This is a genomic window from Sporolactobacillus kofuensis (genome assembly GCF_024125425.1).
Lineage (GTDB): Bacteria > Bacillota > Bacilli > Bacillales > Sporolactobacillaceae > Sporolactobacillus > Sporolactobacillus kofuensis.
Genome location: NZ_JAMXWN010000010.1, coordinates 58891 through 71245, shown reverse-complemented (window position 1 = coordinate 71245; position 12355 = coordinate 58891). Strand labels below are relative to the sequence as shown.

Below are 12355 nucleotides of genomic sequence, written 5' to 3'. Positions count from 1 at the left end.
AAAAGCTTCTCTCGAGAAGAGAGAAGCGCTAATATTCCATATCTTCTCTTATCTCTCAAAATCCAATCGGATTTTGCAGGAATTGGCACCTAAATTTTCATTTGGTTGCCGGGTTTCATCGGGCCAGTCCCTCCACCACTCTGGATAAGAAGTATTCAATTGGTTAGTAAAACGATTGTAACCCGAAATCTACTACATGTCAAAACCTAATTTTCACAAAAATTTCTTTATTTTGTTAGATCTTCTGTAGTGTAGCCTTTCGGATGACTGCTATGCCATGCCCAGGCATCTGCTAATATCTCAGGAATATTTGTATGTTCCGGTTTCCAGCCAAGCACACGTTTTGCTTTTTCCGGTGAAGCAATTAAGGTACTTGGATCACCCGCCCGTCTCGGTGCGAGTTCTGCAGGAATCGCCTTTCCTGTCACTTCACGTGCAGCTTCAATGATTTCCTTAACAGAAAAACCTTCGCTTGATCCGAGATTAAAGACATCGCTCTTTCCACCATCAAATAGGTAACGCAAGGCTAGCCGATGGGCAGCAATAAGATCTTCGATATGCACATAATCACGGACACAAGTGCCGTCTTTGGTTGCGTAATCATCACCAAATATGGAGATATGATCGCGTTCCCCAGCAGCAACCTGAAGGACGATAGGAATCAGGTGAGTTTCGGGATGATGATCTTCACCGATGAGACCCGTTTTGCTCGCACCGGCAACATTGAAGTAGCGCAGGGCAACAAAGCGCATCCCATATGCACGGTCGCACCACTTCATCATTTTTTCCATCGTGAGTTTCGATTCACCATAAGGGTTCGTCGGTTGCGTCGCCATTTCTTCAGTAATCGGTACCGTTTTCGGTTCGCCATAGGTAGCCGCTGTTGATGAGAAGACAATATGCTTGACGTTGTTTTCATGCATGACTTCGAGAAGCACCTGCATACCATAAACATTATTGTTGAAATACTTCAGTGGTTTTTCAACTGATTCACCAACGAGAGAATTCGCTGCAAAGTGAATGACCCCTGTGATCGATTCTTTCTTGAAAACTGAATCCAAAAAAGATTTATCGCGTATATCACCTAGGTAAAATTTTGCTTTTGGGTGCAGTGCTTCTTTATGACCGGTTTGCAGATTATCAACAACAACGACTTCTTCACCGGCATCAATAAGCTGATAAACGGCGTGCGAGCCAATATAACCTGCGCCGCCTAATACTAAAATTGACATAAGTAACCCCTTCTCGTTCCCAGAATTATCGATCCACTTTCCCTATTTTCCACCTAATTAGAATGCTTGACAAGGCTTACTTATCTACTCTTTTAAATTGAACCGATATCGTTGTTTTTAATGCACGTTCAAGATGCTTTTTATGTCTTTGCGCTGCTTGTTCTTCAAAATATGCATCATCATGATAATAAGCATTAATCTGAAGTGATTTTTTTTTGGTCATCTTTACCGACAACCGATCAACGACATGCAATTTTGTGCGATCGAAGTCATGCGCAAGACGGAGGACAGCACCTAATATTTCGTATAACTTCAAATCATCTTTTGTCACCATCTGTTGAAAAGGTTTGGCAAAATCGATCATCTTAGATTTATTTTTAAAAGAAGCAATAAAGGCAACCGCCAGTCGATTATCATGACTTATACCGTTGATGTTAATGTTGGTTAACAAATAGAATGTTTGTGCACTACTTGACTCATTATTTACAAATTCACCAAGGTATGCCAGATCCGCACTATGTGAGAGCAACCAAGCAATTCGATCCTCAGAGTATTTGCCACTTAGTAAATTGAGGATGCCATCAAGGATCTGAAATGCCAACGTTTTGACATAAGCGGTATGACGGCTATCCAAGTTAAAGTTCCTCCGCAGTTGCCTCATACTTTCATTCAATACGTAAGGAATACGTTCCTCATGCCGTTGCTTTAGAATCCATTCATAGAATACACCTTCACGCAATCCTTCTCCGCTTAACATGAAACAGTTTCCTTGGTTCATCTTAACAAGCAAATTGATCACTGCAGACGCTGGTAAAATAATATCTGAACGGTCTTTGGAAAGCCCATCCATCCGTTCACGTTCCTCAAGTTTCGTAGATGCCAACTTTTTTGTTAACTCATTCAGACGCTCGCTTGGCATCGTATATTGATGAAGACCAACCATCGGATAATGCTCCTGCAATTGATCAATACGAGCCAAATTGCGTGCCGTTCCACCAATACCAATCACAGGTAGAGCATTTCCTCTCAGCCAATCATAAGCAAAAAACGCGTTGCGTATGTATGCCTCCAGTCGTTCACCGGCGTTTGGATCACCATCTTTGTAAAACGTTTGATAAAGAGTCACAGCACCAAATGAGAAAGAGTGTGAGTGAACGAGTTGTCGATTTTTAAAAAGCGTAACTTCTGTACTTCCCCCGCCTATATCAATGGTAAGGCCATTCTCAACATACGTTGAATTAATGACTGCAAAGAAACCATAGTAAGCTTCTTTTAAACCTGGAAGCAATCGTACTTTGACTCCGGTTTCCTCATACACACGTTTCAAGACTTGCTCCCGATTTTTCGCTTTACGCATCGCTGCTGTTGCAAAAGCATCAACAAAACAGACATGCTGTTCCCGTTCAATAATGGATTTAAACCGTCTCAGAACGGTAAGCAGAACCGAGACGCCTTCCTTACTTAGTAGATCATGCTCGTCTATGTAATTGCTTAATCTTGCGACTGCTTTAAAATTCAGGAGTTCTTTAGAAAAGTAATCCTTGTCAACGCCAATAATCACTAATCGTATCGAGTTTGATCCAATATCGATCATTGCGTGCTTCTGTAAAATGTCCAATGGTTTCTCCCCCTGCCTGTTTCCACCCGGAGAGCGCGAATTCTTTTAATCCTTCCGCTTTGGCAGATGATTATGTCCTGCAATTAAAGTATAGCCTAAAAAAAGGAACGATGTGGTGCACACGATTCAGAACATCACAATTGATAAAATTTTTTCTCATGATTCATCCATTTATCCAAACCTAAGAATCAATGATTCAACAAATTCTGTGTGGTTTATTAGTGATCATTCCTGATCAGTAAGATGCTCTGATCAGCATAATTATTAAATTTCCGTTCACACTAACTTTTGGCGATACCGGATGCGCCAAAATCCAAAGAAGGCTGTGACTACTTTGAATCAAAAAAATGAAAAATTCAACAAAAAGTCAAATCAGTTTAACGAAGAGTTTGCCCAACCGCTTGATGAACATTCAGTTGAAGAACGTGAGCGTGCTCAAAGAACTGGCGACAATGCAGATTATTCTGGTTATCAAGAAGGATTCGAACAGAAAAAAAGCCAAAAACGTGATCACTAATGAACTTTATAAAAAGAACGGAAACCAAAGGGTTTCCGTTCTTTTTACTAGTCCTCTCATATCAATTTTTAAAAGAATGAATGGGTGCAGGAATTCTGCCTCCCCTGGCAATAAAGTCAGCAGAAGATTTGCGATTTACATTCATTATCGGAGCATGACCAAGCAATCCGCCGAATTCAACGGTTTCCCCAACTGCTTTTCCAGGAGCTGGAATCACACGAACTGCTGTTGTCTTGTTGTTAATCACACCGATCGCCGCTTCATCTGCAATCATTGCTGAAATCGTCTCCGCAGGCGTATCTCCCGGAATCGCGATCATGTCCAAACCAACGGAACAGACAGCAGTCATCGCTTCGAGCTTCTCTAAATTCAAAGCACCTCGTTCAACAGCATGAATCATTCCTGCATCTTCTGAAACGGGGATGAACGCACCGCTTAATCCACCAACATGGCTACATGCCATGACGCCGCCTTTCTTCACTGCATCATTCAAAAGTGCCAAAGCAGCAGTCGTCCCATGAGTTCCCACCGACTCAAGGCCCATTTCTTCAAGAATATGAGCAACCGAATCACCGACTGCTGGGGTCGGCGCAAGTGATAAGTCGACAATGCCGAACGGAACACCAAGCCGTGTTGATGCTTCGTGACCGACAAGTTGTCCCATTCGTGTAATTTTAAAGGCAATTTTCTTTATCGTTTCAGCAACCACATCGAAGGGTTGCCCTTTCACCTTTTCAAGTGCCCGCTTCACAACACCCGGTCCGCTCACGCCAACATTAATTACACAATCTTCCTCGCCTACACCGTGAAATGCACCCGCCATGAACGGATTGTCTTCTACTGCATTAGCAAAAATTACGAGCTTAGCACAGCCTAATCCTTGTTGATCGGCCGTACGTTCCGCCGTCTGTTTCACAATTTGTCCCATCTGTTTCACTGCATCCATATTAATCCCTGAACGTGTTGAACCAACATTTACAGATGAACAAACCAATTCTGTCGTGGCTAATGCTTCTGGGATTGATTGAATCAGTCGTCTGTCGCCAACAGAATAGCCTTTTTGAACCAGTGCACTAAATCCTCCGACAAAGTTAACGCCCGTCGTTTTAGCAGCCTTGTCCAAAGTCTGCGCAAATGATGCATAATTCTCATCCTGCGAGGCTCCGGCAACAAGGGCGATTGGTGTGACTGAGATACGCTTATGAATGATCGGAATGCCGAATTCATTTTCAATTGCTTCACCTGTCTTCACAAGATGCTCAGCCTGACGTGTAATCTTATTATAAATTTTTTCGCGAGCCTTTTTCCCATCACCGTCTATGCAGTCAAGAAGTGAAATACCCATTGTAATGGTTCGAATATCGAGTTTTTCTTCTTCAATCATCCGAATCGTTTCTAATATTTGTGACGTTTCCATGATTGCTGATTTCCTCCAACTCATAAACTATGCATGGACGTGAAAATTTCTTCACGTTGTATCTTGATTTGAACACCTAATTCCGTACCTTTATCGGTTAGAGTCTTCTTGATTTCTCCAAAGCTATCCGTGGCACCGGATAGATCAAGAATCATCATCATGGTAAAGTACCCATTCATAATGGTCTGTGTGACATCCAAAATGTTTACATCAAGTTCAGCAAGCTTACTACTAACTCCTGCGATAATGCCGACATTATCTTTACCAATTACCGTTAAAATCGCCTTCACTATTTGTCACTCCCAGCTGGTTATAAATAATTGTATTGAAAACGATGAATCGTGTACAAACTTAGACTTAATCTTTTTTTACAGAATATCTCAGAACAATACAAGCAAGTCAGTGAATCACAAATACGTTGACAAAAATATTTCATTCTTATAAGATTAGTAATGGTTTTTAAAAGTTGTGCGGGTGTAGTTTAATGGTAAAATTAGAGCTTCCCAAGCTCTCGTCGTGGGTTCGATTCCCATCACCCGCTTAAATCATAGTCAAAAGTAATTGGAACGGATGAACCGTTCTTTTTTTTATACATAAAATGGGCTTAAACACTCGTTATTTTGCCAAACTCACTTAAATGATCAATGCAATTATAATCAATAATCTTCCATGAATCTCCTGTGGTTTCGATATGGCTGATACATGTATTGTACAGTTTCGTTTTCCCCGTACCGATTTTTCCATTCGACAAAATTGCCAAAATTACATTGATTAAGCCACCATGTGCAACGAGCAGAACAGATTGGTCTGGAAAGCGCTCTTTCACTGTTGAAAGTCCGCGAACGACCCGTTTTTTTATCCGATCAAAAGGCTCCATACCTGGAATTTTTCCATCTGGAAAATGTTGATCTCTTTCCGGAATCGTCATCCCCGATGCTTCGCCGTAGGCTTTTTCAATAAAGTCGCTATTTTCGATCATCGGAAGATTGCCCAAATAATGATTCACTATGTCCGCAGTTTGCTTTGCACGCTTCAGTGGACTGGTCACAACTGCAGCAAACTTATCTGATTGCAGAAACTCACCAACCATTTGTGCTTGCTGCCTGCCTCTCTCATTCAGTGGAATATCTTCTCTTCCTTGCAACTTTCCCAATGCGTTCCAATCCGTTTCCCCGTGCCTGACGAGGCAAATTGTTGTCATGCTCAATCCTCCATCTATTCATGTTACTCATAACTAAGTATCTTTATCTTATTATAGCGAAAATTATTTCCCAATGCTTTGCCAATTTTTCTACGATTAATGTATCATTAAATTTATATCTTTTTATAGTATGGAACTAGAGAACATAGAAAGAAGGTTGCTGAATGACTGAACGAACGGAAAAAGAAAAAATGATCATTGGCGAATTCTACGACTCTGGAGATTCTGAATTAGTCGCAGAACGTTTAAATGCCCGTCAATTACTACAAACGTATAACACAGCACCCGAGACAAGCCGTTCAGAACGCACTAAGCTTTTGAAACAATTATTCGGTTCAACTAAGGATAAACTTTACATTGAACCGACGTTCCACTGTGACTACGGGTATAACATTCATGTTGGAAATTACTTTTACGCCAATTTTGACTGTGTCATTTTAGATTGTGCCCCGGTCGTGATCGGCGACCAGTGTCTACTCGGACCTGGTGTGCATATTTATACTGCTGCTCATCCACTCGATCCCCAAAAAAGGATGGAGGGTGTTGAATTCGCAAAACCCGTTCACATCGGCAACAATGTTTGGATTGGAGGCCGTGCAATCATCAATCCCGGAGTGAAAATCGGTGATCATGCCATTATTGGATCAGGGTCTGTTGTCACAAAAGATGTTCCTGATTATGCAGTGGTTGCCGGCAATCCGGCAAAACTGATTAAGTTTGTTCAGCATTCATCAATGCAAAAACCGCTGCTAGACTAATCGAGCAGCGGTTTTATTGATTTTACATCTCATGTAATTACTCGGGGTTATCTTTGTCCTTTAATATAAGGAACACCATCTGCTTTCGGTGCCTCAGCTCTGCCGACAAATCCTGTCAGAACAATTAAGGTTAGCACATATGGAGCAGTAAGCATTATCACCGAAGGTAATCGATCGAGATACGGAATTTGCTGACTCGTGATGCTTAGTGCTTGTGCAAAACCGAAGAACAGCGATGCGCCCATTGCACCGATCGGATGCCATTTGCCAAATACAAGAGCAGCTAATGCCAAGAAGCCTTGACCAGCAATAGTCGAAACATTGTAATTGGATGTAATGGTTACAAGATAAACGGCTCCACCGATCCCACCGAACACTCCGCTCAACACAACACCAATATAACGCATTCTTATTACGTTAATGCCAAGTGTGTCTGCAGCAGCCGGATGTTCACCGACAGAACGGAGACGCAATCCAAATGGTGTTTTAAAAATAATATACCATACAAGGATCGAAACAAAGATCGCTAGGTATGATGTATATGTCACTTGTTGGAAAAAGATTGGTCCAATAACCGGAATCTTGCTCAGTAACGGAATATTAATTTTATCAATATTATGCGTAATATAAGGCGTTTGGCCTTTTCCCTCATAAATCATTTTGACAAGAAAAATCGTTAAGCCTGCTGCCAAAAAGTTCAGTGCTACACCACTGACCGTTTGATCTGCCCGAAAGGTAATGGAAACAACCGCATGAATCAAAGCAAAGATCCCACCGGCAATTGCAGCGAATAAAATGGCAATCCAAGGGGATGCGTCGCCTAATCCAGCATGTTCTAATCCTAATGTTGAAACGGCAGCAGTAAAGGCACCAACACCCATTAAACCTTCCAATCCAATGTTGACAACACCGGATCGTTCTGTAAACACGCCCCCCAATGAGGTAAAGATCAAAGGAGCAGCGGTAAGCAAAGTCGAAGGAACAATAATCGTTAAGACTTCAAATAAGCTCATTATTTGTGCCCCTTTCTCGTTAGACGGCCCATCGCCCATTTAATCACATAACCTGAACCGACAAAGAATATAATCAGAGCAATAATAATTTGAATCAGTTCAACCGGAACTCCTGCATTTGACTGCATTGTCAATCCTCCAGTCTGCAATCCGGCAAACAATGCACCAGAAAGCACAACACCAATAGGTGTGTTCAGGCCAAGCAAAGCAACAGCAATCCCGTTAAACCCAATTCCAGTAAATGTAGAATTAATAGTCATATATTGATAAGTACCGAGACCCTCCATTGCTCCACCAAGTCCGGCAAAAATTCCTGAAATCGTCAAAGACAAAATGATGTTTCGACTCACATTCATGCCTGCATATTGTGAAGCATCCGGGCTGAATCCAACGGCACGCAGTTCATACCCCTTAGTCGTTTTCCACAGGATGAACCACATAGCGACTACAGCAATGATGGCAACAATAAAGCCCCAATGAAGCCGTGAGCCCTGCGTCAAATTGGCAAGAAAAGGTGATGCCAGCGATGCAGCAGCGGGAATCGTTGGTGTGCGTTCACCTTCAGTATATAAGAAATTCTTTATAATATAGGCTGTTGTGTACAAAGCAATGTAATTCATCATAATGGTTGAAATGACTTCATGTACTTTAAACTTAGCCTTCAGCAGTCCGGGAATATAACCCCAGAGTGCACCTGCCGCCCCTCCAGCAAGAACGGAGAGCGGAAGTAAAATAACTCTTGGAAGATGTCCAAAAACGATCGCACAGGCTACAGATGCTAACCAACCGGCCATCAATTGTCCTTCTACACCAATATTGAAAAGGCCGGTGCGAAAAGCAAAAGCAACCGCTAATCCTGCAAGCACAAGAGGAATCATTGCTCGAATCGTTTCGCCAGTATAATACGGCTGTAGAAAAATGGATTCTACAATGGATTGATATGCCAAAATCGGATTATAGCCGATCACCAGCATGATCACTGCTCCGCATAAAAGTCCAAGAATAACGGAAATAACAGGGACAAGCAATGTCATCCAATTGATCTTTTTCACTAATTTGATCACGCCTCAGCTCCCCCTTTCCTACGACCGGCCATGAGCAAGCCAAGTTCATTTTCATTTGTTTCCTTTGGATTGACAATATCAATAATTCGCCCTTCATAGATCACGGCAATTCGATCACTTAAATGTAGAATTTCATCTAATTCAAAGGAAATGAGAAGCACAGCTTTTCCTTTTTTCTTTTCCTCGATCAATTTGCCATGAATAAATTCAATCGCACCGATATCCAGACCGCGCGTTGGTTGTGCAGCAATCAAGAGTTTTGGGCTTCGATCTACTTCACGAGCAACGATAACCTTTTGTTGGTTTCCTCCGGATAGTGAGCGCGCGAGTGTTTTTTCGCTTGGCGTGCGCACATCAAATTCTTGAATCAATTGTTTTGCTTTCTTTGTGATAACCTTGTTCTTTAAAAAACCTGATTGAGCATATGGCTTTTTATAGTAGGTTTGGAGAACCATATTTTCGCCTACTGAGAAATCAAGAACAAGGCCATGTTTCTGGCGGTCTTCTGGAATGTACCCGAGACCTGCTTCAATAATTTTTCTTGTTCTCTGATTGGTTAGATCCTGACCGTCGACCTTGATGCTACCATCTTTTACTTTTCTGAGCCCTGCAATTGCCTCGATAAGTTCTGTTTGACCATTACCATCTACACCCGCAATGCCGAGAATTTCGCCGCCATGAACAGTCAGATTGAGATCATTTACGACGCTTACTTTACGTTGGTCAAGGACCGATAAGTGACTGACTTCCAAGACCTTCTCTTTCGGCTCATAAGGTGCGTCATTTATCTGAACATGAACTTTGCGTCCGACCATCATACTCGCCAAGTCAGTTGGATTCGTCTCCGAAATGGCCATTGAATCAATATTCTTTCCTCTTCGGATGACCGTACAACGATCACAGCATTCAAAAATTTCTTTTAGCTTATGTGTAATCAAGATAATTGATTTACCCTCTTTAACAAGGCGCTTCATAATCGCAATCAATTCTTGAATCTCAATTGGGGTCAAAACAGCCGTCGGTTCATCAAAGATCAGAATATCCGAACCACGATAGAGTGTCTTTAAAATTTCAACACGTTGCTGCATACCAACGGTTATATCTTCAATTTTTTGGTTCGGATCAACATCTAGTCCATACTTCTCAGAGAGTTCTTTAACTATTTTAACAGCCTTGGCCATATCGAGCATGCCATGCTTCTTTGGTTCTCTTCCCAAAATAATGTTTTCAGCAACGGTGAACTTGTCGATCAACATAAAATGCTGATGCACCATGCCTATGCCGAGCCGAGTTGCGTCGTTTGGATCATTAATGACCGCCTTTTCCCCATGAACGTAAATTTCTCCCTTATCTGGTTGATAAAGGCCAAATAAAACATTCATCAGTGTCGATTTCCCGGCTCCGTTTTCACCGAAGAGTGCATGAATTTCCCCTTCTTCCACTTGAAGAGTAATATCATCATTGGCCACAATACCGGGAAATTCTTTCCTGATATGTCTCATTTCAATTGCATAGGACATGCCTTCAGTCTCCCATCTCTGAATATGTAAAAAAAGCTTGTTCATAAAAACAGGCCTTCAAGTGTCCAAGTTAGTCATTAGTCTTAATAATAAATTGATGGATGAGGCAGTCTAGTGCCTCATCCATCAGCAAAAAGATAATTACTTCAAATTAGCAAGATATGCCTTGTATTCTTTGTCCGTTGTCGGAACTTTGATTGAACCGTCAACAATTTTCTTTTTGTAAGTATTTACAGCATCAAGTGCTTTTTTCGATACATTTTCAGTTGTCGGTGCAATACCTACACCATTCTGATCAAGTCCGAATTGAAGAACTTTACCGCCTGGGAATTTACCTTCTTTTGTCATTTTCGTTACATCATAAATTGCTTTGTCAACACGTTTTACCATAGAAGTCAGTGTTACGTTTTCAGGAAGTCCTTGATCGTGTTGGTCTCTATCAACACCGATAACCCAAACTTTCTTTCCGTCCTTTGTACGGTTCTTTGCTTCAGTGAAGACGCCGTTTCCAGTGTCGCCAGCAGCAGCATAGATAATGTCAGCACCCTTTGTGTAGAATGTCTGAGCAATGGCACGACCCTTGTCCGGTGCATTGAAAGCACCCGCATACTGTACATATACATCTGCTTTAGGGTTAACCGCTTTGACACCGGCTTTAAAACCATTTTCGAATTTCTTGATCAACGCGGAGTTAATACCACCAACAAAACCAATCTTATTGGTCTTTGTTGTCAGTCCGGCAACAACACCAACGAGGAATGAGCCTTGTTCTTCTTTAAATGTAATATTTGCAACATTTTTCAGTGGTTTGTTGTTCTTATCAACAGCAACTGCATCAACAATACCCAGGTGGGCTTTCGGATTTTGTTGAGCAATCTTCTGAATATCACTTTGCATCAAGAAACCAATACCATAAACGACATTGAAATTCTGATGAACCAACGTATTTAAATTCGGTGAATAATCAGAAGCTTGAGTGGATTGCAGATATTTAACGCCTGTACCTACTTTAAGGTTGTTATCCTTTGCGTAGGTCTTTAATCCTTCCCAAGAAGACTGGTTAAAAGATTTATCGTCAACGCCGCCCGTGTCCGTAACCATACCTGCTTTAAATGTACTCTTAGTTGTTGTGCTGCTGTTACCGGATTTGCTGCTATTGCCGCATCCTGCAAGAACAGATGCAAGAACAACAACGAAGGCTACAAGCACTGCTATTCTCTTTTTCAACACTTAAAAACCCCCCGTTAATCTTATATATTTCAACTCACAAGCTTTACTATAGCTTATATTAAGCGAAAAGGGAACAGAAAATAAGTAAAAAACGAAAATTTAGTAGAACAATGTAATAATTGTTCGTCTTTACTATCTTTTTACATCTCCGCTAAACCCTGAATTCGGGTTTTCTGACATTCATCTATTATTTCTTATTTATTTTATTTCTATTGAGGAAAATATTGGTTCTTTTTGTTGGATTTTCTGACAAAGATATTTCGAAAGCTACCGTTTTCTCGGAGATGCTCTCACTTTTGCTATAATAAAATAGATCACATATTAAGGAGGTCCGTATTATGGATCAGCTTTTGTTTATAGAAACAGGATTTGGTATAGATGTTCATGGACAGGATGTCACAACTGCAGCAGTACGTGCCGTCATGGATGCTATTCACAGAAACTCAATGCCGGGAATTGCCGGACTCCTGCCCGAAAATGACCTAAATAATATGAAGGTAACGATTCGCCTTGCGGTTCCAATGGATAAAGAATTACTGGATTTCGACAAAATTCGAGCAGAGATTCCTTATGGAACGGTCGTCATTAAGGTTATGGATGGTGGAATGGTTACACCAAGCGGCATTGTCTTAAAAGAAAAAAATGATAAAAACGATTTAATGTATATCGTGAACGCTTCCGTTGAAGTCGGATATTAAAGAAAGCCTGGTAGCGTCAAAGCCGCGCCACAGGCTATTCCCGGCTCGTTAAATTCAATTAGATTCTAATTCTTTCTTACCTGTGCC

General features: G+C 41.4%; 12 protein-coding genes, 1 tRNA gene and 1 riboswitch. Of the genes, 4 read left to right on the top strand and 9 right to left on the bottom strand.

Going from position 1 to position 12355, the window contains the following annotated elements:
• Positions 1-45: 45 nt before the first annotated feature.
• A riboswitch (SAM riboswitch) is annotated at positions 46-151 on the bottom strand.
• A gap of 76 nt (positions 152-227) precedes the next feature.
• Positions 228-1232: a UDP-glucose 4-epimerase GalE gene (gene galE, locus NIE32_RS09520; protein WP_253076653.1), complete on the bottom strand. Its 1005-nt coding sequence runs from the start codon at positions 1230-1232 to the stop codon at positions 228-230.
• 76 nt (positions 1233-1308) lie between these two features.
• Positions 1309-2850: a Ppx/GppA phosphatase family protein gene (locus tag NIE32_RS09515; protein ID WP_253076652.1), complete on the bottom strand. Its 1542-nt coding sequence runs from the start codon at positions 2848-2850 to the stop codon at positions 1309-1311.
• Positions 2851-3184: 334 nt separating this feature from the next.
• Here NIE32_RS09515 and NIE32_RS09510 point away from each other — a divergent pair, with 334 nt between their 5' ends.
• Positions 3185-3367 carry a hypothetical protein gene (locus NIE32_RS09510; RefSeq protein WP_253076651.1) on the top strand — a complete coding sequence of 61 codons (183 nt, stop codon included), beginning with the start codon at positions 3185-3187 and terminating at the stop codon, positions 3365-3367.
• Between the two features lie 61 nt (positions 3368-3428).
• On the opposite strand, the gene NIE32_RS09505 is transcribed toward NIE32_RS09510, so the two are convergent.
• Positions 3429-4784 carry a PFL family protein gene (locus NIE32_RS09505; protein WP_253076650.1) on the bottom strand — a complete coding sequence of 452 codons (1356 nt, stop codon included), beginning with the start codon at positions 4782-4784 and terminating at the stop codon, positions 3429-3431.
• Between the two features lie 20 nt (positions 4785-4804).
• The gene (locus NIE32_RS09500) at positions 4805-5074 is read right to left on the bottom strand and encodes an ACT domain-containing protein (protein ID WP_253076649.1); all 270 of its coding nucleotides are present in this window, start codon (positions 5072-5074) and stop codon (positions 4805-4807) included.
• 180 nt (positions 5075-5254) lie between these two features.
• On the opposite strand from NIE32_RS09500, the gene NIE32_RS09495 reads away from it, so the two are divergent.
• Positions 5255-5325 (top strand) — tRNA-Gly (locus NIE32_RS09495).
• 63 nt (positions 5326-5388) lie between these two features.
• On the opposite strand, the gene NIE32_RS09490 is transcribed toward NIE32_RS09495, so the two are convergent.
• On the bottom strand, positions 5389-5985 hold the full coding sequence (locus NIE32_RS09490; RefSeq protein WP_253076648.1) for a histidine phosphatase family protein: 597 nt from the start codon (positions 5983-5985) through the stop codon (positions 5389-5391).
• Positions 5986-6149: 164 nt separating this feature from the next.
• Between NIE32_RS09490 and NIE32_RS09485 the strand changes: the two genes are divergently transcribed.
• On the top strand, positions 6150-6743 hold the full coding sequence (locus NIE32_RS09485) for a sugar O-acetyltransferase (RefSeq protein WP_253076647.1): 594 nt from the start codon (positions 6150-6152) through the stop codon (positions 6741-6743).
• A gap of 47 nt (positions 6744-6790) precedes the next feature.
• On the opposite strand, the gene NIE32_RS09480 is transcribed toward NIE32_RS09485, so the two are convergent.
• The 4 genes from NIE32_RS09480 to NIE32_RS09465 form a co-directional block, all read right to left on the bottom strand.
• A complete protein-coding gene (locus NIE32_RS09480) occupies positions 6791-7756 on the bottom strand; it encodes an ABC transporter permease (protein WP_253076646.1) in 966 nt (321 codons plus the stop codon).
• Positions 7756-8820: an ABC transporter permease gene (locus NIE32_RS09475; protein ID WP_354327293.1), complete on the bottom strand. Its 1065-nt coding sequence runs from the start codon at positions 8818-8820 to the stop codon at positions 7756-7758. Before NIE32_RS09475 ends, NIE32_RS09480 begins: the two co-directional genes overlap by 1 nt.
• Positions 8817-10340 carry an ABC transporter ATP-binding protein gene (locus NIE32_RS09470; RefSeq protein WP_253076712.1) on the bottom strand — a complete coding sequence of 508 codons (1524 nt, stop codon included), beginning with the start codon at positions 10338-10340 and terminating at the stop codon, positions 8817-8819. The genes NIE32_RS09475 and NIE32_RS09470 overlap by 4 nt, the downstream gene beginning before the upstream one ends.
• Before the next feature lie 141 nt (positions 10341-10481).
• On the bottom strand, positions 10482-11570 hold the full coding sequence (locus NIE32_RS09465) for a BMP family lipoprotein (RefSeq protein WP_253076645.1): 1089 nt from the start codon (positions 11568-11570) through the stop codon (positions 10482-10484).
• 338 nt (positions 11571-11908) lie between these two features.
• Here NIE32_RS09465 and NIE32_RS09460 point away from each other — a divergent pair, with 338 nt between their 5' ends.
• The gene (locus tag NIE32_RS09460) at positions 11909-12268 is read left to right on the top strand and encodes a Lin0512 family protein (RefSeq protein ID WP_253076644.1); all 360 of its coding nucleotides are present in this window, start codon (positions 11909-11911) and stop codon (positions 12266-12268) included.
• Positions 12269-12355 lie beyond the last annotated feature (87 nt).

Excerpts from the sequence above, each read along its gene's own strand:
- galE (WP_253076653.1), bottom strand. The coding sequence starts at position 1,232 with ATGTCAATTTTAGTATTAGGCGGCGCAGGTTATATTGGCTCGCACGCC.
- NIE32_RS09505 (WP_253076650.1), bottom strand. The coding sequence starts at position 4,784 with ATGGAAACGTCACAAATATTAGAAACGATTCGGATGATTGAAGAAGAA.
- NIE32_RS09490 (WP_253076648.1), bottom strand. The coding sequence starts at position 5,985 with ATGACAACAATTTGCCTCGTCAGGCACGGGGAAACGGATTGGAACGCA.
- NIE32_RS09485 (WP_253076647.1), top strand. The coding sequence starts at position 6,150 with ATGACTGAACGAACGGAAAAAGAAAAAATGATCATTGGCGAATTCTAC.
- NIE32_RS09480 (WP_253076646.1), bottom strand. The coding sequence starts at position 7,756 with ATGAGCTTATTTGAAGTCTTAACGATTATTGTTCCTTCGACTTTGCTT.
- NIE32_RS09470 (WP_253076712.1), bottom strand. The coding sequence starts at position 10,340 with ATGTCCTATGCAATTGAAATGAGACATATCAGGAAAGAATTTCCCGGT.
- NIE32_RS09460 (WP_253076644.1), top strand. The coding sequence starts at position 11,909 with ATGGATCAGCTTTTGTTTATAGAAACAGGATTTGGTATAGATGTTCAT.